This is a genomic window from Allomuricauda ruestringensis DSM 13258, assembly GCF_000224085.1.
In the GTDB taxonomy this organism is placed as follows: Bacteria; Bacteroidota; Bacteroidia; order Flavobacteriales; family Flavobacteriaceae; genus Flagellimonas; species Flagellimonas ruestringensis.
Map to the genome: position 1 here is coordinate 3,624,739 of NC_015945.1, position 19,639 is coordinate 3,644,377.

At 39.5% G+C, this 19,639-nt stretch carries 17 protein-coding genes; 8 read left to right on the forward strand and 9 right to left on the reverse strand.

Annotated features, from left to right (window positions below; translation table 11 throughout):
* Positions 1-20: 20 nt before the first annotated feature.
* Both MURRU_RS16315 and MURRU_RS16320 read left to right on the forward strand, forming a co-directional pair.
* Positions 21-2,048: a S9 family peptidase gene (locus tag MURRU_RS16315; protein ID WP_014034593.1), complete on the forward strand. Its 2,028-nt coding sequence runs from the start codon at positions 21-23 to the stop codon at positions 2,046-2,048.
* A gap of 297 nt (positions 2,049-2,345) precedes the next feature.
* Positions 2,346-4,022 carry a DUF885 domain-containing protein gene (locus MURRU_RS16320; protein WP_014034594.1) on the forward strand — a complete coding sequence of 559 codons (1,677 nt, stop codon included), beginning with the start codon at positions 2,346-2,348 and terminating at the stop codon, positions 4,020-4,022.
* Positions 4,023-4,102: 80 nt separating this feature from the next.
* On the opposite strand, the gene MURRU_RS16325 is transcribed toward MURRU_RS16320, so the two are convergent.
* The 3 genes from MURRU_RS16325 to MURRU_RS16335 all read right to left on the reverse strand — a co-directional run bounded on the left by MURRU_RS16325 (position 4,103) and on the right by MURRU_RS16335 (position 6,064).
* A complete protein-coding gene (locus MURRU_RS16325; RefSeq protein ID WP_014034595.1) occupies positions 4,103-4,858 on the reverse strand; it encodes a DUF1828 domain-containing protein in 756 nt (251 codons plus the stop codon).
* A complete protein-coding gene (locus MURRU_RS16330; protein WP_014034596.1) occupies positions 4,858-5,355 on the reverse strand; it encodes a hypothetical protein in 498 nt (165 codons plus the stop codon). The genes MURRU_RS16325 and MURRU_RS16330 overlap by 1 nt, the downstream gene beginning before the upstream one ends.
* A gap of 385 nt (positions 5,356-5,740) precedes the next feature.
* Positions 5,741-6,064: a hypothetical protein gene (locus MURRU_RS16335; RefSeq protein ID WP_014034597.1), complete on the reverse strand. Its 324-nt coding sequence runs from the start codon at positions 6,062-6,064 to the stop codon at positions 5,741-5,743.
* A gap of 147 nt (positions 6,065-6,211) precedes the next feature.
* Here MURRU_RS16335 and MURRU_RS16340 point away from each other — a divergent pair, with 147 nt between their 5' ends.
* The 4 genes from MURRU_RS16340 to MURRU_RS16360 all read left to right on the forward strand — a co-directional run bounded on the left by MURRU_RS16340 (position 6,212) and on the right by MURRU_RS16360 (position 12,218).
* Positions 6,212-6,835: a class I SAM-dependent methyltransferase gene (locus MURRU_RS16340; protein WP_014034598.1), complete on the forward strand. Its 624-nt coding sequence runs from the start codon at positions 6,212-6,214 to the stop codon at positions 6,833-6,835.
* 185 nt (positions 6,836-7,020) lie between these two features.
* Positions 7,021-8,772: a serine hydrolase gene (locus MURRU_RS17495; RefSeq protein ID WP_148261530.1), complete on the forward strand. Its 1,752-nt coding sequence runs from the start codon at positions 7,021-7,023 to the stop codon at positions 8,770-8,772.
* Positions 8,773-8,908: 136 nt separating this feature from the next.
* The gene (locus tag MURRU_RS16355) at positions 8,909-10,591 is read left to right on the forward strand and encodes an N-acyl-D-amino-acid deacylase family protein (RefSeq protein ID WP_014034600.1); all 1,683 of its coding nucleotides are present in this window, start codon (positions 8,909-8,911) and stop codon (positions 10,589-10,591) included.
* Between the two features lie 181 nt (positions 10,592-10,772).
* On the forward strand, positions 10,773-12,218 hold the full coding sequence (locus tag MURRU_RS16360; protein ID WP_014034601.1) for a serine hydrolase domain-containing protein: 1,446 nt from the start codon (positions 10,773-10,775) through the stop codon (positions 12,216-12,218).
* A 19-nt stretch (positions 12,219-12,237) separates the two neighbouring features.
* On the opposite strand, the gene MURRU_RS16365 is transcribed toward MURRU_RS16360, so the two are convergent.
* Positions 12,238-12,483 (reverse strand): MoaD/ThiS family protein, encoded by a 246-nt coding sequence (locus MURRU_RS16365; RefSeq protein ID WP_014034602.1) that lies wholly within the window; start codon positions 12,481-12,483, stop codon positions 12,238-12,240.
* A gap of 214 nt (positions 12,484-12,697) precedes the next feature.
* On the opposite strand from MURRU_RS16365, the gene MURRU_RS16370 reads away from it, so the two are divergent.
* Both MURRU_RS16370 and MURRU_RS16375 read left to right on the forward strand, forming a co-directional pair.
* Positions 12,698-13,780, forward strand: a complete 1,083-nt coding sequence (locus MURRU_RS16370) for a vWA domain-containing protein (RefSeq protein WP_014034603.1) — start codon at positions 12,698-12,700, stop codon at positions 13,778-13,780.
* A gap of 73 nt (positions 13,781-13,853) precedes the next feature.
* A complete protein-coding gene (locus tag MURRU_RS16375) occupies positions 13,854-14,801 on the forward strand; it encodes a 3-keto-disaccharide hydrolase (protein ID WP_014034604.1) in 948 nt (315 codons plus the stop codon).
* Between the two features lie 308 nt (positions 14,802-15,109).
* Here MURRU_RS16375 and MURRU_RS16380 read toward each other — a convergent pair whose 3' ends face one another.
* The 5 genes from MURRU_RS16380 to MURRU_RS16400 form a co-directional block, all read right to left on the reverse strand.
* Positions 15,110-15,709 (reverse strand): 3-keto-disaccharide hydrolase, encoded by a 600-nt coding sequence (locus tag MURRU_RS16380; RefSeq protein WP_014034605.1) that lies wholly within the window; start codon positions 15,707-15,709, stop codon positions 15,110-15,112.
* 38 nt (positions 15,710-15,747) lie between these two features.
* Entirely contained in the window at positions 15,748-17,199 is a 1,452-nt protein-coding gene (locus MURRU_RS16385; protein WP_041801639.1) for a M14 family zinc carboxypeptidase, read from the reverse strand.
* A gap of 2 nt (positions 17,200-17,201) precedes the next feature.
* Positions 17,202-17,858 (reverse strand): peptidoglycan recognition protein family protein, encoded by a 657-nt coding sequence (locus tag MURRU_RS16390; RefSeq protein WP_014034607.1) that lies wholly within the window; start codon positions 17,856-17,858, stop codon positions 17,202-17,204.
* A gap of 65 nt (positions 17,859-17,923) precedes the next feature.
* Positions 17,924-18,910 carry an IS110 family RNA-guided transposase gene (locus tag MURRU_RS16395; protein ID WP_014032626.1) on the reverse strand — a complete coding sequence of 329 codons (987 nt, stop codon included), beginning with the start codon at positions 18,908-18,910 and terminating at the stop codon, positions 17,924-17,926.
* A 323-nt stretch (positions 18,911-19,233) separates the two neighbouring features.
* Complete coding sequence (locus MURRU_RS16400; protein WP_014034608.1) at positions 19,234-19,620, reverse strand: 3D domain-containing protein; 387 nt, start codon at positions 19,618-19,620, stop codon at positions 19,234-19,236.
* Positions 19,621-19,639: the final 19 nt, after the last annotated feature.

The following is a 19,639-nucleotide window of genomic DNA, read 5'->3' on the forward strand; positions in this document are numbered from 1 at the left end:
AACTAACTAAACGCTTCCTCATGAAAAAATTACTAGTTGCCCTGTTACTTTTTGTGGCCATCATTCCTTTAGGTTTTAGCCAAGTACAATCCAATTTGGAGCTATTGGACATCTTCAACATGGAATATGTTTCCGACCCTCAAATTTCTCCAGATGGATCTAAAATCATCTACGTCCGGAATTTTAAGGATGTGATGACGGACCGCAATCTTTCCAATCTTTGGATCATCAATTTTGATGGCTCCAACAATCGTCCGTTAACCACAGGAAACCATAACGATTTTGCCCCAAAATGGTCGCACGATGGAACAAAAATTGTTTTCAAGTCCAATATGGCGGATGATAAAATGAAGCTCTACCTCATGTGGCTGGATACCAAGGAAACCATGGCCCTTACCAATACGCCACAATCACCAGGGACGGTTTCATGGTCCTATGATGACAAACACTTGGCATTTAACATGTTTGTTCCCGAAGCCAACAAATCCATCATAAAAATGCCGAGCAAGCCAGAAGGCGCCAAATGGAACGAACCACCCAAGTACATTGACAAAATGAATTATCGTGGCGATGGTGCAGGGTATTACAAAGGTGGTAATTCACAATTATTTTCTCTGCCCATTAGCGGAGGTACTCCAAAACAACTCACCTTCTCGGAATTTGATCATGGAAGCCCTATATGGAGTAAGGACGGCAAAAACCTATTTTTTAGCGCCAATTTCCATAAAGATGAGGAGTTTGAACCTGCAGACAGCGAAATTTATAGCATTAATGTAAATAATGGTGACATTAATCCATTAACCGACCGTTACGGTCCTGATGCCAACCCCGTATTGTCGCCAGATGGTTCCAAAATTGCTTATTTAGGGTACGATGACCGTTTGCAAGGATATCAGCTCACCCAATTGTATGTAATGAACACCGATGGGACAGGCTCCCAATTAATTTCTGGTGATTTTGACCGTGATGTGGAAGATATGGCATGGAACAGCAAGGGCAATGGACTGTATTTTAGCTACACCGATCAAGGAATGGGCAAATTGGCTTCTATGAGCCTATCGGGCAAGGTGGATGCTATTACCGATGGCTTAGGCGGTTTATCATTAGGCAGGCCTTATAACGCAGCTAGTTTTTCTGCTTCCGCCAACAACAAATTTGCCTACACCTTGGGAGACACAAGCCATCCATCGGACTTGGGCGTAGCTGATACTCGAAACACAGAGCGTTTGACCCAAGTTAATAATGACCTGTTTTCCTTTAAAAAGTTAGGTAATGTGGAAGAAATCTGGTGGAAGTCCTCCTATGACCAACGAAAAATTCAAGGTTGGGTCGTAACACCTCCCGATTTTGACCCATCAAAAAAATACCCAATGATTCTTGAGATTCATGGGGGACCTTTTACCAGCTACGGAGCGGTATATTCTGCGGAGATTCAAGCGTATGCCGCGGAAGGTTATGTTGTGCTCTATACCAATCCTCGAGGAAGTACCAGCTATGGTGAGGAATTTGGAAACTTGATTCACCACGATTATCCCAACCACGATTATGAGGATTTGATGTCCGGCGTAGATGCCGTTTTGGAAAAAGGCTACGTGGACGAAGAAAACCTATTTGTGACTGGAGGTTCTGGTGGTGGCGTTCTTACTGCTTGGATTGTTGGAAAAACAGACCGTTTTAAAGCAGCTGTAGTGGCTAAACCCGTAATCAACTGGACTAGTTTTGTGCTCTATGCCGATGGTGTACAGTTTTTCTCCAAATATTGGTTTGGAAAAAAACCTTGGGAAGATCCAGAAAACTATAGGAGACGCTCTCCCCTTACCTATGTGGGCAATGTAACCACACCAACAATGCTGCTCACCGGGGAAGAAGATTATCGCACCCCGATTGCAGAATCGGAGCAGTTTTATGCCGCTCTAAAATTGGAGAACGTGGAAACCGCTATGGTACGTATTCCCGGTGCTTCACATGGAATCGCTAACAAGCCCAGTAATTTGATTGCAAAAATCGCAGCTGTTCTTGCTTGGTTTGAGAAGTACAAAGATGAATAACCATTACTAGGCTCAATAAGCTTTATTTACTGTGAACACAAAACAAGAAAAGGACGTCCAAATAGTCAGTTGCAACAATCCGGAAGCATTAGAGAATAAGGTATATCAACTTGATAATCAATAGTTTTAAGCTTTAACTTATCTTGATTAGTCGTGGTGGAGGCATCGAATACAGCCCTATATCTTCCAACACTTTAGTGTTGATAATACCTTTGAACAATTGTTGTTTGTAAAAGAAAATTCAGCGAAATTGCCTGAATTGTTAAAATCTTTTCTGAATAAAAAAACCGTAGTCATTTGAAAACAACCAATTTCCTTCTTTCTTTTTTATTGATATTATGTATTAGTTGTCAAACTGAAAAGAAAGAAGCAACCGCTGCCAATCCAACCAAAGCTGAAAATTTTACGTCTAACGATTATCAAGATTTAGTTACCTTATTTAAGGAATGGAGAACATTCGAAAATCCACCGCTACGCGATGGTGCTCCAGATTACACGGCAGAAACTTTTGAAAAACGTTGGCCAAGGTTCAAAGAATTACAGTCAAAATTGCAATCTATTGACACTACAAATTGGTCCGTTGAAAACCAAGTGGATTGGATGATTGTTTGGGCCGAAATGAACGGCTATGATTTCAACCATCGCATTTTAAAACCTTGGGTTCGCGATCCTGCTTTTTACAAAACAATTTGGGCCAATAGAAGCGATGTGCCTGCGCATGAGGGACCAACCAATCATGGTACGGTAGATCTTTGGACCTATTCTTTTCCTTTATCAACCAAAGAAAGAACAAGACTCTTGACCGACCTAAAGGTAATTAGGCCGTTCAATACACAGGCCAAGAAGAATTTGACAGGAAATGCTCGCGATTTATGGGTAACCGGGATTAGGGACATTCAAAATCAGAGTAGCGTGCTAACCGAATTAAAAAACAGAACTTCCGTTAAAGATGACTCAGAATTGGTTTCCGTTATCGAAGATGCCATAGCTTCGACCGATGACCTTGTTTCTTGGTTGCAGACTGAATCGAAATCAAAAACCGGGCCTTCGGGCATTGGCAAAGACAATTATACCTGGTATTTGCAGAATGTACATTTGGTGCCACTAACTTGGGAGGATGAGGTGATGATTCTAAAACGTGAACTTGCCCGTGCTTGGACAGCATTAAAACTCGAAGAACACCGAAATCGAAATCTGCCAGAATTGGTTGCCGCGGATTCCCCGGAAGCCTACGACAAAATGGCCGACAAAGCTGCAAATAGTTTGATGGACTTTTTAGATGAGCAAGACATCGTTACCGTAAAACCCTATTTTGAACCCGCCCTACGCGAACATTTGGGCGAATATATACCCAAGGAGACCCGTAACTTTTTTGCGATTGGCGAGCATTACGACCCAAGACCCCTATACTCCCATTTTTACCATTGGTTTGAACTAGCACGCATGGACACGGAACCGCACAAAAGTGAAATACGAAAAGGCCCTTTGTTGTATAACATTTGGGATTCAAGGAATGAAGGAACGGCCACCGCTGTAGAGGAAATGTTTCTGCAAGCTGGATTGTATGATGATAGCCCAAGAACCAAGGAGATTGTGTATATCATGATCGCACAGCGTGCTGCACGGGGTTTAGGGTCCTTGTATGCCCATGCCAATGAAATGACCATGGAGGAAGCTGGAGGAATTCACAGCGAATACACTCCCCGTGGTTGGATGAAAACCGAAAAAGAGCTGCTCATTTTTGAACAACACCTGTATTTGCGCCAACCGGGCTATGGCACCAGTTATATTACCGGTAAATACCTGTTGGAAAACGCCTTGGCCGATTATGCGAAACTAAAGGAATCGCAAGGCGAGCCATTTGTGATCAAAGATTTTTTTGATACCCTAAATAGTATCGGAAGCATCCCAATTTCATTGGCGCATTGGCAAATGACTGGCAAAAACGATGATTTGGAAATGATTAAGTATTGAAAATATATCAATTTGATAAAAATCATTAAACAATGTTTCGATTAATAGTTAGCTGCAAGCGGTATCTAGATTTTATTAAATTAATATCTTTCCTTCTCTAAAAATTTTCTAGCATTTATCTTAAACTCATCTAAAGAAGTAAATTGCTTATCACAAGTATTGGTCAATCTGAGTTTATCCTTTCTTGGTAAGGCTTCAAAGTTCTCAGTTACAACCCAACCATGGTACTTAATATCATTTAATAAATATGCCTGATAACTTAAAGTGGCTAATCTAGCTTTAGCCACATCTTTAACACCAAATAAATAAACAGGTTTGCCATTTGGTTGAAACGAATAATCTGCTTCAAGATCATCTCTGTCAGGAATTGGTAAAACATTCTTCTTAGGTTCAAAATCATTCAATTTATCAAAAACAAAATCATCTAGCATCTCAAAAAATAAGTTTTCAATAACTTCTCTTTTGAAGTACCTCATACTCCCAATTTTCGCAAAAGCCTGGGTAATATGCATAATATCAGAATACAAATTTTCTGTTTTTGTTTTCAAGCATATATTACCCTCATGTTCCGATAGATTATTTTCAGAAAGAATTTTTAATAGTATTGATTCTTTATTCTCAGTATCAATGTCATAAGAATAGGCTAATCTCTGAAGTGTTAAACCGTAATCACATAATTCAAAACTATCATTATCAGTTTGTTTAATAAACAAATCAACCATATCTCCATCTTCATGATAAATTGGAAGATACAACTGATAGATATCCGGTCTTTTCTTCTTTACTGAAAATTTACCGTTAAAATCCTTTTTAATATTTTGGATAATAGTTTCCATTAATTTAAATCGTCTTCGTCAAATATAAAATCTAATTGATTATTTGGCGGAGGAAAATATTTAAGAGCATCTTCTCGAACAACATTTATCCTCTTTACAAAGTATTGCACAGCTTCTTCTATAGTTTCATAAGGGACATCTGTTTCAATATGGCCTTCTGGTTTCAATCCGACGTTAATTCTCTCTGCAGTAGCCAAATGAACATGTGGACCATCATGATGGGGTGCATTCTCATTTAATCCATGAGGTCCATTAACACGTAAAAGAACAATTTTTCCTTTTTCATCTCTTGGATTATAAACCAATCCAATTGAAAAATTCTCTTGAAAAGTTTGATTTCTAGAGATAAAACCTATGAATGAATGTTGACCATCAAGAGACTCCAAAAGAAACTTTTTCTTTTCACTCCCACGCATGGGTGGCGATTTCTTTGGAGAATCAGTAATTATTTTATCACAAGAAATTAATTCTAAGATAAGTTCATCTGTAAAGATCATACCCGACAAATTAACAAAAAAAACGGTGTTCTAAATATACATTTTAAATTAACTTACACCCTCATCAGCTAACATCGGTTATTGCAAATAGGGAGGTTTATCGAAAAAGTGTAATTTAGAAAGCCAAGAAACAACAAGTTTAGCCGACAAAGCCACGTACCAAACCCCGCTATTTGCTATAACCGTAACCGATAACCAAACATTCCCCCAAACCCCTAACTTTACACCAACAAAACAACACCTTATGGCATCCGATTGGCATAAAAAGTGGAATACCAAGTTTGGACTGGCGGGGTATGCCTAAGACATACAACCCAAAAAATACGTAAAAGAAAAAATGGAATCGATAGTCAAGTATAATCCAATTCCAATTTTTCCCAATTGATTATATGGCCAAGCACTCTGCAAATCTTGGACATAACAGTGGCAACAATACCCAGACATGGATAAAGAACAGTACAATAAATAGTAGACCAATGATCAAGGCATGGCTTATATACACTTCATCGCCTTCTGGTTTTATTTTGGGCCATAACAAGCCAAAAGCTCCTGCCGTAAACAATAAGAAAGGTACACCAGAGAAAAAAACCAGAAAACTTAAACCAAACTGCTCCCTCATAGCACCATAGATTATAAAACCAATTACTATCGATACTATTATCAATATCCCAAAAATCCTTTTTCTTGGGCTTTTATTACCTTTTTCCATGACGAATATATTTTAAAATTAATACTGATTGAAGTTATTTGATTCATCATGAATATTCTATGACTAGTATCAGTTTGTGAATCATAATCATTAGGTATGTTACTTTGAACAATTACCCTAATTTTGCGACTATAATCTATTATTAAAATGGCAAGCGATTGGCTTAAAAAGTGGAACACGAAGTTTGGGCAAACCGAATATGCCTACGGCACCCGACCCAACAACTATTTAAAAGAAAAACTGCAGCCCCTGCCAACAGGCTCCATTCTTTTTGGTGCAGAGGGAGAAGGACGCAATGCCGTATTTGCTGCCCAATTGGGATGGGAAGTCTCCGCTTTTGATATTAGCGAAGTAGGACAACAAAAAGCATTGAAACTGGCAGAAAACAAACAAGTGACCATTGATTATAAAATCGGAGAATTGCCCAAATTGGGTTATAAACTCGAACAGTTCGATGTCATCGCCTTGATCTATGCCCACTTCCCTCCCAACATCCGTTCGGGCTACCATAAATTGCTGCACAACTACTTAAAAAAAGGCGGAACCATCATTTTTGAAGCATTCAGCAAGGCACATTTGGAATACAAAAAGAAAAACCCAAGCGTAGGCGGTCCCAGTAATCTGGATTCTTTATTTTCCATAGAAGAACTGCAATCCGATTTTCCCGATTACGAAATCCTAGAACTTAAAAAAACCACAGTGGAACTCAACGAGGGCCATGGCCATGTGGGAACTGGCTCCGTAATCCGATTTTTGGGCAGAAAGAAATAGTTGGTGCTGCTTTTCCATAGGATTTACCCAAACTTGGGTCCAGTTGGGTTTTTTGGACACCAAAATCCTTATTTTTATCGCAAAAGTGGCGATTTTACTGTGTTTGACATAAAGGTGACATATAAATGTCGTGGTGCTGTCAAGACCCCAAGGATACCTTTGTTCATGAATCAAAATCAAAAATTATGAGCAATACATCAATCGGAGAACGACTCAAGTATCAACGTAAAATGAAAGGGTATTCCCAAGAGGAACTCGCCCACAGAACCAATGTTACGGTGCGTACCATTCAACGCATCGAAAAAGAAGAAGTCTCTCCGCACCTAAATACCGTTAAACTCTTGGCAGTAGCCTTGGAGATAGAAGTAGATGAGCTTGTTCCTTTGGAAAATCCGAAAGAAGAAACCATTAAAAAGAAATGGTTGCTATTAATGCACGCTACTCCCCTAGCCGGAATATTTCTTCCTTTGCTCAATGTACTGATCCCACTTTTTCTGTGGATTCATAAGCGGGAGGACAACCCGATGTATAACGAGCATGGCATTAAGGTGATCAACTTTCAAATCACCGTACTGATTTTGGCGGTGTTGTCGTTTGTTGGTTTACTGACCATCGAGAAATGGGGATTTATCATTTTTATTTCCGTGGTTCCCATTTGCATCGGTATTATCATTTTCAACATCATTTACGTGGTACAAAAAAACAAATGCTACTACCCCTTTTCCATTCCTTTTTTAAGGTTGAAAAAGAATAAAACGCTTGGTCTGTTGCTAATAATAGGTTTATCCATTTTAAGTAGTTGTTCAAATCCAAAACAGGAAACTATTGAACGATTGGATGGTTCGTTAATCACTAAAGATTCCATTACCAAAAAGATTGACCAGTTAATGGCAGATGCCCAAATATACGGCATGGCTATATCTATTTTTGATGATAACCAACCCGTGTATCAAAAGGTTTTTGGTTATAAGGATTATCCCAATAAAATAGTGTTGACAGATTCAACGAACATCTACGGAGCATCGTTCAGTAAAGCCGTGTTTGGGATTTTGACAATGAAATTGGTCGAAGATGGTGTGATTGATCTGGACACGCCCTTGGAGTCATACTTGCCCAAGAAAATATACGAGTACGAACCACAGACCCGTTGGCACGATGACTTTTCCAGTTTGAAGGAAGATTCGTTATACCATAAAATTACGGCAAGGATGTGCCTCGACCATACTACTGGGTTCAAAAATTACAGATGGGTTGAGGAAGACTACAAATTAAGGGTGCACCATACTCCAGGAACAAAATATGGCTACAGTGGTGAAGGTTTTATCTATTTGCAAGTGGTTCTTGAAAAATTGACAGGCAAAGGATTGGAACAGCTTGCCCAAGAAAACATTTTTGAACCCTTGGGCATGGAAAACTCTGCCTACGAATGGAAAACGAGATTTGACAAGGATTTTGCGCTTGGACACAACGAAAAGGGGGAATCCCTCAAAAAAGATAAGGACAACGAGCCAAGAGGTGGCGGAACTTTGGAAACTACGGCAAAAGATTATACCAAATTCTTGACTGCGGTGCTCAATCAAAAATTGATCAGCAAGGAATCTTACGATGAGATTTTTAGTCCGCACATCAGAATTCGCTCTGAAAAACAATTTGGTGAGGGGGCCAATACCATCACAGATAAATATGATTCAATACACTTGGGTTATGGCCTGGGCTGGGGCTACTTTGAAACACCTTATGGCAAAGCTGTTTTTAAAGAGGGACATGGGAGCGGATTTGTACACCATTCCGTGCTTTTTCCAAAATCAGGAAAAGGAATCATGATCATGACCAATTTTGAACGAGGTAACAGTATTTTCAAGGAGTTGCTCGAAGTCACCTTGAAAGATGTGTACACACCATGGGAATGGGAAAACTATGTTCCGTATGATAAATAAATTTAAAATGATTTAACACAATCAATCGGTTGGGGATTGGTTTTGAAGAAAGGTGAGGCTAAATTTTCATTCTTTGTTAATTTGAAAGTGCCCAAAAATCACCTAACTTGTTTTGTCATAACCAAATAACCAGACTATGAAACCAATCTCTTTTCTCATCTCCCTATTCGCCCTGATTATTCTAGCCAGTTGTTCACAACCCAAAAACTTTGATGTCCTTATTAAAAACGGACAAATCGTGGATGGCTCTGGGAGTCCTTCGTACATAGGTGATTTGGGAATCAATGCCGATACCATTGCAGCTGTCGGGAATCTTGAAAAAGCTACAGGAACTATGGAGATAGATGCCACAGGATTGGCAGTTTCCCCTGGATTTATAAACATGCTCAGCTGGGCCACGGAATCCTTGATCGAGGATGGTAGATCTATGGCCGACATAAAACAAGGCGTGACTTTGGAGGTGTTTGGCGAAGGTTGGTCCATGGGACCTCTTAACGAATCCATGAAAAAAGAGGAACGGGAAAGCCAAGGGGACATAAAGTATGATATTGAGTGGAACAGCTTGAACGAGTATTTGGAATATCTCACGACCAAGGGGGTTTCACCGAATGTGGCCTCTTTTGTGGGAGCGACCACCTTGCGGATAAACACCGTAGGCTATGAGAACCGTGCCCCTACTCCACAGGAATTGGATTCCATGAAATTGATGGTAAAGCAAGCCATGGAAGAAGGTGCTCTGGGTGTAGGCTCCTCTTTGATCTATGCCCCTGCATTTTATTCCAGCACCGAGGAATTGATTGAACTCTGCAAAGTGGCCGCCGAGTATGATGGCATGTACATCAGCCACATGCGTAGCGAAGGTTCTCGTTTATTGGAGAGTTTGGATGAGTTGATTCAGATTGCAAATAAAGCTGGCATTAGAGCAGAAATTTATCACCTAAAACAAAGTGGTAAAGAAAATTGGCACAAGTTTGATGATGTAGTGGCCAAAGTGGACTCTGCCAACGCTGCTGGACTCCATATTACGGCCGATATGTACAATTATGTGGCTGGGGCCACTGGTTTGGATGCTTCCATGCCACCATGGGTGCAAGAAGGTGGATACGATAAATGGGCAGAACGTTTGCAGGACCCCGCCATTCGTGAAAAAGTGAAAAAAGAAATGATTACACCTACGGATGAATGGGAAAGTTTGATGCAAGCCGCAGGCGACCCCAGTAAAATCCTGTTAGTAGGTTTTAAGGCAGACTCTTTAAAATATCTTACGGGAAAAACATTAAAAGAGGTGGCGGAAATGCGTGGCACTTCGCCCGAGGAAACTGCCATGGACTTGGTAGTGCAAGATGGAAGCCGTGTAGGAACCATTTATTTTTTAATGTCCGAAGACAATGTGAAAAAACAAATAGCACTGCCTTGGATGAGTTTTGGTTCCGATGCAGGCTCTCCTGCCACAGAAGGTGTCTTCTTAAAATCGAGCACTCACCCCAGAGCTTACGGAAACGTGGCTCGTTTGTTGGGCAAATATGTGCGGGATGAAAAGGTGATTTCCTTGGAAGAAGCTGTGCATAAATTATCACAATTGCCCGCAACCAATCTTAAAATACAAAAACGGGGTAGCCTTACCGAAGGTAATTATGCCGATGTGGTTTTGTTTGACCCTGCCACCATTATTGATAAGGCCACTTTTGAAGACCCCCACCAATATTCCGAAGGGGTAAAACATGTTTTTGTGAACGGCACCCAAGTACTAAAGGATGGCGAACATACCGGAGAAACACCAGGGCGTGTTGTTCGTGGGCCTGGATATAAAAAAGAGTGACCGGATGCTTCTTGTGGATGACCGAAGGAATTTTCAGCGAGCTTCATTACCTGTGCCGAACATTGTTCAGAATCGATGGCTTAAACATAATTAAAACGATGTTTAGCTTAATCGTTGGGAGTAAAGGATTTGCCACATTCAAGCATAAGTATCGTCTTTATTGAAACCAATATTCAATACAATGAAGACATTCAAAATCTTATTTATCCTATTATTTCTTTTCTCTACTTCTTGTACCAACCAAAAGAAAAAAACTGCTTCAACTGAATTAAAAACCGAAATCGACAATTACCTTTCCAAAACAATGCGACTGCACAACATTCCCGGATTGGCTTTAGCTGTTGTTGAGGGCGATAGCATCATTTATGAAAATTACTTTGGGAAAGCCTCTTTGGAGAACAATGTTCAAGTTGATAAAAATACATTGTTCAGAATTTTTTCGGCAACAAAACTTATCACTTCTACGGGAGTATTTCAGCTTATCCAAGACGGAAAACTAAATTTAGATGATGCAATTTCAAAGTATCTGGATGGTTTGCCACTGCAATGGCAAGAAATTAAGATTAAAAACCTTTTAAGTCATTCTTCCGGTTTACCGGATATCATAAAATACGAAAGCACTTTATCTGATAAGGAGTTAATGGAAAAGCTTGCAAAAGATAAAATGGACTTTGTAACGGGGAATCAATTCAGGTATAACCAAACGAATTATTGGTTGCTTGCTCAAATTATTGAGGTAATAACAGGATTGCCGTTTGATGAATATGTGCTTGACAATCAATTTAAGAACTCGAAAATTGGGGTTTTATTTTCTTCTAACTCGCAAGAAAGCATCCCAAATCGTGCTACTAGATATTTTTATAGTGGCGAAACAAAAGCATTTGAAAAAGACAATAATAACAATGGTATAAGAGGACATTCCGGCAATGGACTAAATATCACACTTGAAAGATTCATTGAATGGAACAAAAGATTGGATGAAAATTTACTTCTGGACAAACAAACCAAATCTAAAATGTGGACACCATTCAATTTTGCAAATCAAAAGGACAATTTTTTATATGGTTGGGGCAATTACCCAGTGAACGGATTTAAATCTTATGGATTTTCAGGTGGAAATTTAGCTGCTTTCAGAAAATTTGTGGACAATAAAACAACAATTATTTTATTATCGAATGGATATGAAATTCCTGCCTATGACATCATTGTCAATGATATTGCAAGAATTGTAATTCCAAAAATAAAAGGTTCGACCCTAGAAGAAGATGTTATGAACCTTACCTTAAAAGGTGAATTTGATAAGGCTGCACAATCATTCAAAAAACTTAAGGAAGAAAGCCCGTATTCCAATTTTGATAATTTAAAATGGAATATTAACAGCATAGGGAATTCGTACTTATTCAGTGAGAATGATAATAAAAAAGCACTTGAAGTATTCAAATTTAATGCGGAGGCCAACCCAAAATGGTGGGTGGCTTTGGCTGGTTTAGCGGAAATCTATGAAAAGCGAAAAGATACTTTAAACGCACTTGCAAACTATCAAAAAGCAATTTCGTTAAATAAAAACAATGAATGGAATTATAATGAACAGATGAAGAATAAAATTCACGAACTGAAAAATAACTAACGTAAAATTAATTGCCGGATCAGGGCGGCGGAATCAGGGCTATTTCATCATAAGAATTTATTTTCTCATTATCCGAAGCATAATTCTGGTTCACTGCAACGGTCACTTTGGAGATGGATTTAAGTTCTGGATATGTGTTTTCAAGAAATTTTTTGAGTTCCCCTACGGTATTTGGAATTTTTCTGCCACTTAAACTTGCCGTTGGAACAGATAGTGTGGGCGTTCCAATAATATCTTTAGTGGCGCCGAACAAAAGTATAGTCATAATATCAACCTATTAGCGTTATTGTTTGTTGCTGGTTTTTGGTTAGATAGGTTGGTAGGTTTTATTGGCGTGAAAATATTAAAAATAGCTTGTATCCTTATTATTTTAACAAGCTCATGTTTCTTTTAACTTTTCTTTAGTTTAATTCTTGCAGTTACAAATACTTTTCGGTCAAATTCAACGTTGTGCATGCAGAACCTTAACTTTTATGAAAATGAAAAACATACCTCAATTTATATTCCTAATAGCGTTTAGCCTTATTATATTCTCCTGCGGAAATGCAGATGATGATGTCAGTTTTGATATTAACGACAAGGAACTGGGACTTGGTGAAGAACCGGATGATTGCCTCGGTTTTGGGGAAAACGAGCTTTTGTTGTCCATACAAGATGAATTCACCACTTTGCCCGGAAAAATTTCCGTGCTATTTAGAGTTTCAGATTTGATGGGGAATCCTATCTCAGGGTTATCTGCCGAACAGTTCTCCATATACGAACAAGGACGAAATGATGATTGTTTTGAACCCATATCCCCTTCGGAATCCTTTGCGCGAATTTCGCCAAACTCACAAGTATTTAACAACAACACTCTTTTAGTACTGGATTTGAGCAATAGCGTATTGGAAAGTAGTTTGGACGAATTAAAGGCGGCCACCACCAGCTTCATCAACAATGTAATGCCAACCCCGGCTACGGAGTCCTTTAAAATGGCCATTTATTGGTTTGATGGAGAAGACGAACTTCATTTATTAAACCCCTTAACATCATCCGCTACCGAATTGACAGCTTCCGTAGATGGCATCACGGCAGATATCAGCAACGACCCATCTACTGATTTGTACGGGGCCGTGATTAAATCAACAGACATTGCAGAAAACCTTTTAAGTGAAAACTCAGAAGTAATCAACGCAGCATCCGTGGTATTGTTCACCGATGGAACCGATCAAGCTTCGAGATACAAAGAATCCGATGCTTTACGTGCAGTTGAGGAAGCCGATAACAATATTTCCTACTTCACCATTGGACTAGGAGCCGAAATAGATACCGAAGTTTTGGAGCAAATCGGGAAAACAGCCAGTGTTTTTGCCAGTAATTCAGAAGAATTGGAGAATACCTTCAACAATATTTCACAACGCGTAGAGGAACAAGCGGGAAGCTACTACCTTTTTGAATACTGCACCCCAAAACGTGATGGAAGTGGCGAAAGTAACTTGGTAATCCAGTTGACGCACAACAGCCTAAAAGGAGCTGTCCAGACCAAGTTTAGCGCCAATGGTTTTACCGGTGGTTGCGAATAGATTCAAATACTATGACGGCTAGTTAATTTTTGGATTAATCGTATCTTGTTCAGCAATTAAACTAAACATACGTATGATAACCCAAAGAAAAACGATTTACACTTTTATTTGCACCTTACTTTTTGGTTTTACAAGCAGTATTTACGCCCAGCACATCAGTCCATTAGAGGGTAGATGGGACTTGGAAATGGATTTTATGGGCAAGACCTCCCCTTCTTGGCTGGAAATTAAACATTCGGGAACTGCGACACTTTTGGGCCGTTTTGTCTTCGCTTTTGGTAGCGCAAGACCCATTGCAGAAATAGAAACTTATGGAGACAACAAATTTACCTTTAGTATTCCCAACCAATGGGAGCCCAAGGGAAGCGACATGATCTTTCATGGTGAATTGGACGGAGAAGAATTAAAAGGTACTCTGATTTATACAGATGGTTCCATAATTGATTGGACTGGCGTAAAAGCACCAGAATTGGAATACACCGAGAATCCAAAATGGGGAAAAACCATTGATGTGTTCAACGGAAAAGACCTTTCGGGTTGGCATGTAGATGGAAAAAAGAACCAATGGGTGGTAAAAGATGGTATTTTAACCAGTCCTGAGTCGGGCTCCAACCTGATTACGGATGAAAAATTCCAAGATTTTAAACTGCACGTGGAATTCCGTTACCCGGAAGGAAGTAATAGCGGTATCTATCTGCGCGGACGTTACGAAGTTCAAATTGTGGACAGTGAAGGTTACGAGCCTTCCGATATCTATTTAGGCGGTGTTTACGGCTTTTTGGAACCTAATGAGAACGCCTCAAAACCTGCGGGTGAATGGCAAACGTATGATATTACGCTGATTGGACGAAGGGTTACCATAACGCTAAACGGAAAAACGGTAATTTCAGATGTCACGATTCCCGGAATTACCGGAGGCGCATTGGATAGCAAAGAAGGAGAACCTGGACCATTTATGATTCAGGGCGATCACGGCCCTATTGAATATAGAAGTTTTGAAGTAACTCCGTTGAAGAATTAGGAGTTTGAAAATTATAGAAGAGGCTGTTTAAGATAGTCGTCATTCCGAACCCGTTTCGGAATCTCATATTTTTATGGGAACCTGAAATATAAGTTCAGGTTGACGTTGAAAATACCTTCAAACAGCCTCTTTTTTATTTAATAAAATTTTTTAGTGTCATTTCGAACGTCCCGATTGCTATCGGGATGAGAAATCTCTTTACAAATTCAAAGTTATGAGATTCCTCGTCGCTGCGCTCTGTCGGAATGTCAACTAGCAAAAAAAAATCCTTTAAAAAGCATGAATTTAAAAACCATAGTGGTTTATTCTTAATCCAAAGGAACAAGCTCAATGTTTCTCCATTTTACACGAATACCCCCACCATCATGGATCTGTAGTGCAATGGCACCTTCACCCTCGCCTATTTTTTCATCTTCCAGATGTACCATTTGCACTCCGTTGAGCCACGAAGTTACTTCTGGTCCGTCCACCCGGATTTTCATGGTGTTCCACTCCCCCATTTTTAGGGCTTTGTCCTTTTCTGGGTCGGGTTTGATCAACCAACCGCGACCGTAGGATTCATAAATGCCGCCCGTATCTTTTCCTGGAGGGGCAACTTCCACTTGCCAGCCTGTTACTTTGGTGCCTTCAAACGTGGAGCGAATAAAAACGCCACTGTTGCCATCTGCTTCTTGTTTAAATTCCAAAGTCAACTCAAAGTCCTTGTAGAATTTTTCGGTGGATAAATATCCATATTCACCTTTCGGTCCGCTTTCGCAAATCAATTCTCCATCTTCTACAAACCATTTTTCTTCTCCGTGATTAATCCAACCATCCAGATTTTCTCCATTAAATAGATTGATGGATTCTTGTGCAAATGTCAACTGTGCTGCCAAAAGGCATAATCCTACTAAAATTTGTTTCTTCATTGTTATGTGCTAAAGGGTTATTTACTTTTTATGATAATTTATTTGCCGTTGATCAATCCGTTCCCTGTATTCTGCTGCTCCAAAGGTTTGGAAAGATCAATCAAAAAACCATTGATTACGGCGTGCGTCAACTTGCCATCTTTCTTTAAAAAGAAGTTTGGATTAATACCAGGTTGCAAGCTAAAGCTTTTTAGCTTAAATGCATCGTCCACCAATATTAAGGGAAAGTGTACGAATGCGCTTTTATCTGGCTTTTCTGTTTTAACATAGGCTACTCCGTCCTTCAAAAAACTCATGGGGTTTTCAACACGGTCCACTTTCGCCACCTTTGGTGGCACTACGGTATACCCTTTGGCATCAAAGGTTTTGTAGGCATAATAAGTGGATAAATCACCTTGATCCCCAACAGAACTTTTATAATAAAATTGATTGTGGTCCTTTAAATCTATTTCTTGGTTATAAATGCCAAGGTCAATAATGTACGCATCGCCCAAAAGTTCGTAGGTCACGTTGTCTATCTTTAAATCGAACAGCATTCGATCGTTGCGCGGTATTTTCTCGTAATCTTCGGTGGGAATGCTTTTAAAAGATTCGTTCGCAATGGTGTATAATGCCGAAAGAATGGATACATAATTCAACTTGCGTATTTCTTGCTTCTCAGGGTCGCCCGGATATCCTCCAGATTCGATCAAAATTAAGCTGGTACCCCATTTGGCGATATTGTCCCCAAAAGCACGGGGTTCAAAATCATCGCTATAACGCCCTACTTGTCCAGGCGCGTAATTTTGTATGATGTTGTTCATAAACACAATCACCTTCATGGCATTGGAACGTACTTCGTTGATGTCCTTTTCGTAATTAAAAGCTGTAGCCAGATAGGAAATGGTCGCAGGCTTTTCGGTACGTTCTGCATTATAGTACTTGCTCTGATCGTGAAGGTTAAAGCCAAAATCGGCATCTAAACTATCTCTAAGCCTTTTTAATGTTTGACTTTCTGGGGATTGCAATCGTAAAGCATCTCTATTAATATCCACACCCAAGGCATTACGTCTTGTGAACACTTCTGCCCCATCTGGATTGAGCATGGGCAAAAAATGAAGCTTCAATTTGGAAAGAATCGCTTCTTTCTCCTCTTTGAACTCCGGGGCATCCAAAAAATTCAAGATATCAAAAATGGCTTGTGTGGCCGTTGGTTCATCCCCGTGCATTTGCGACCATAAAAATATATTACTGTCCCCTGAACCAATACTGATAAGGTGTAAATCCCGACCTTGAATGGACTCCCCTACTTTTTGTATTTCAAATTTTGGGTTGGCCTTAAATTTTTGAATCAACGGCTGAATATCTGCATGTTTTATTCTTCGTTTCCCTATGCTCGATTCTTTATAATCCTCATAGGTCTCGTATAATTGGGAAGTCAATTCATCTTGTGCCTGCACGGTAAATGCCAGTAAGATGATTACCAAAGAAGGGAATAGTCTTTTTATCATGATTATTTTGTTGGAACGGGCTTAAAGTTAAATTTTTTAGTGGCTTTTCGCACCTTTTGCACAAAATCCATTCCCGGGTCTGTTTTTTCGGTACGATAACCATCGTCCACTTCCAGCCAAAGCGAATGGTCTTCGAACAAGGTGTATTCTTGATGGCCTATGACATAGTCAATATCATATTTTGATGCTAAGTAGTTCACTAAAAAAATATTGGATTTTAATTGTTGCTTGGTCAAGGGCTTTCCATCGGTGCCTCCAACATTTTCAATGCCAATGGCACAATGGTTCAACCCAATGGTGTGGCGTGCCATGGTGGTTTCGGGCATCAAGCGGTAAATAGTTCCGTCTTGGTCTACCAAAAAGTGTGCAGAAACATTAAGACCACTTACGTTTTCTATGTCCGGACGCCAGTTGGGCAAGGTAGACCGGTTAAAGGCTTCAAAAGATTTTTTAAGAGATGGAATGGCGGTCCAATGCAGCACCACCATTTTTGGGGTTATTTCGGGGGTGTCTTGATCCAGTTCGTACCTGTTCAGCAGATATTCCTTGGTCAATTCAATACGTTGTTCATCAAAAATAATGGGGATGTCCACAATTTCTTTTTGAATTGAACACGCTCCTAGAGCTAATGCAAATACAATTAAGCTAATCTTCTTCATCAGGTAAATTTATTGAACTCGTAGTGCATTAAATAATTTTATTTTGAACACAGTCAATTCGATTTCTATGACGCAACCAAACGATTTTGATAAAAAGCTTGGTTTTTTATTAGTGCAAAAATAAGGTGGATGATTTTGTTCCTTACGGCGTTTAAGACACTCATTTTGTTTTTGCCCTCATTTACCTTTCTCTTGTAATAAAGGGCCAGGTCATTTTCTAACCTGATAGCGCTCATTGCACCAAGGTGCAATAATTTTTTCAACGATTTATCAGCTAAGTTCGACACCCTGTTCCGCCCAAATATAGATGTTCCGGAGGTGTTTTGAAAAGGTGCCACACCACAGTAACAAGCTAATTTCCTTGGTTGGGTTATGCTCTTAAATTCATTTGTCTTCACAAGAATGTTCCAGCACAGGACATCGCCAACACCGGGAATGGATTTTAATTGCCTGCTCAATGTATTTAGCTTGGTGTCCGATTTCAGAAGGGCCCTGACCTGCTGTTCAATGGCCTTTACTTGAACAGTCAATTCTTTGATCAATCTGTTGTTCTGTTCAATTATGTGCTTGGCCAATTTTTGATTCCCAAGAACCATTAATTCTTTGTTCTTGGTCTTTAGTTGTTTTCTTTGGTTGATTCTAAAACCTCTCTCGGACAAAAGGATCTGAAGGTCTTCGATAACGTTTCTCTTTTGGACATAGGTTTTGGTCTCAGTGTAGTTCTTCTTTATAAAATGTGCAATTCTAACAGCATCTACTTTATCGTTTTTGCCCCTGACAAGTCCAAGGCTCCGCTTTAAGTGCAACGGATTTACCACATAAAAATCACAATCCATATCAGCAAGGACACTCATTAACGACCAAGTATATTTCCCTGTGTTCTCAGCACAGATATGATAGCTTATGTTCTCTTCCAACAGGGCATTAAAGAACCGGGCTATATCCTTTTCCCTGTTTTTGACAATAAAAGATCTTGACCGCTCACTGAGCAGGCAAATGTCCAAAGTATCTTTACTCACATCGATACCTATAAAATTCAGTTCTGTTTCCATATCTTTGGTTTAAGTGAAAAAATGATAAGCTCAACTCCTTAATAATGGGATCTGGGTCCCGAATTTCTAATTTGAGTTTATTATCAAAGCGGAAGAAATCTAAATCGAATTATAAGCTCTAAAACTTGGAGTGAATTGATAGTGTATTTCTTCCGTTTTTAAATATAATATTTCAAAGCACCAATCTAAAGGAGTGAAATTTTGCAAAAAAAATTTTGTATCGAGAATTAAGTTTTCAAAGAAAAAGGGCTGTTCTCGATACTCATTTTCTACACTTTGTTTCGAAAATAAACTCGAACTGACGAGTTTTTCATAAAAATCTACTACTGTTTTATTGAGTCAATAGGAACGGCATAACAGATAATCATTTTTTTTCTGCCCCATTCCCGTGCTTTTTTCACATCTTTCCCCATGTAAATGTCTATTCGGTTGCGCCAGCGATAATGCATTTTGTCCTTTACATAAAAGGTGTCTGGAAAGGTATCTATTTTTACCATGGTGTTATGAGTGAGCCCCATCTTAATAAGGTCTCGCGAAACCGCTATGCTTTTCATCCCTGGTTTTAAGGTGTCTCCCCATGCCGCTACGGATGGATCAATGCTATCCGTTTGCCAAAACACAGAATTGTAGGCCGATGCGGTGACTTCATGGCCGTACCATTTATATTTTGCAGGTGGTTCCACAGGTGCTTTCCTTTGGGAACACCCCATCAAAATTAGAAATGCTATA

Excerpts from the sequence above, each read along its gene's own strand:
- MURRU_RS16315 (WP_014034593.1), top strand. The coding sequence starts at position 21 with ATGAAAAAATTACTAGTTGCCCTGTTACTTTTTGTGGCCATCATTCCT.
- MURRU_RS16325 (WP_014034595.1), bottom strand. The coding sequence starts at position 4,858 with ATGGAAACTATTATCCAAAATATTAAAAAGGATTTTAACGGTAAATTT.
- MURRU_RS16330 (WP_014034596.1), bottom strand. The coding sequence starts at position 5,355 with ATGATCTTTACAGATGAACTTATCTTAGAATTAATTTCTTGTGATAAA.
- MURRU_RS16335 (WP_014034597.1), bottom strand. The coding sequence starts at position 6,064 with ATGGAAAAAGGTAATAAAAGCCCAAGAAAAAGGATTTTTGGGATATTG.
- MURRU_RS16340 (WP_014034598.1), top strand. The coding sequence starts at position 6,212 with ATGGCAAGCGATTGGCTTAAAAAGTGGAACACGAAGTTTGGGCAAACC.
- MURRU_RS17495 (WP_148261530.1), top strand. The coding sequence starts at position 7,021 with ATGAGCAATACATCAATCGGAGAACGACTCAAGTATCAACGTAAAATG.
- MURRU_RS16355 (WP_014034600.1), top strand. The coding sequence starts at position 8,909 with ATGAAACCAATCTCTTTTCTCATCTCCCTATTCGCCCTGATTATTCTA.
- MURRU_RS16360 (WP_014034601.1), top strand. The coding sequence starts at position 10,773 with ATGAAGACATTCAAAATCTTATTTATCCTATTATTTCTTTTCTCTACT.
- MURRU_RS16365 (WP_014034602.1), bottom strand. The coding sequence starts at position 12,483 with ATGACTATACTTTTGTTCGGCGCCACTAAAGATATTATTGGAACGCCC.
- MURRU_RS16370 (WP_014034603.1), top strand. The coding sequence starts at position 12,698 with ATGAAAAACATACCTCAATTTATATTCCTAATAGCGTTTAGCCTTATT.
- MURRU_RS16375 (WP_014034604.1), top strand. The coding sequence starts at position 13,854 with ATGATAACCCAAAGAAAAACGATTTACACTTTTATTTGCACCTTACTT.
- MURRU_RS16380 (WP_014034605.1), bottom strand. The coding sequence starts at position 15,709 with ATGAAGAAACAAATTTTAGTAGGATTATGCCTTTTGGCAGCACAGTTG.
- MURRU_RS16385 (WP_041801639.1), bottom strand. The coding sequence starts at position 17,199 with ATGATAAAAAGACTATTCCCTTCTTTGGTAATCATCTTACTGGCATTT.
- MURRU_RS16390 (WP_014034607.1), bottom strand. The coding sequence starts at position 17,858 with ATGAAGAAGATTAGCTTAATTGTATTTGCATTAGCTCTAGGAGCGTGT.
- MURRU_RS16395 (WP_014032626.1), bottom strand. The coding sequence starts at position 18,910 with ATGGAAACAGAACTGAATTTTATAGGTATCGATGTGAGTAAAGATACT.
- MURRU_RS16400 (WP_014034608.1), bottom strand. The coding sequence starts at position 19,620 with ATGGGGTGTTCCCAAAGGAAAGCACCTGTGGAACCACCTGCAAAATAT.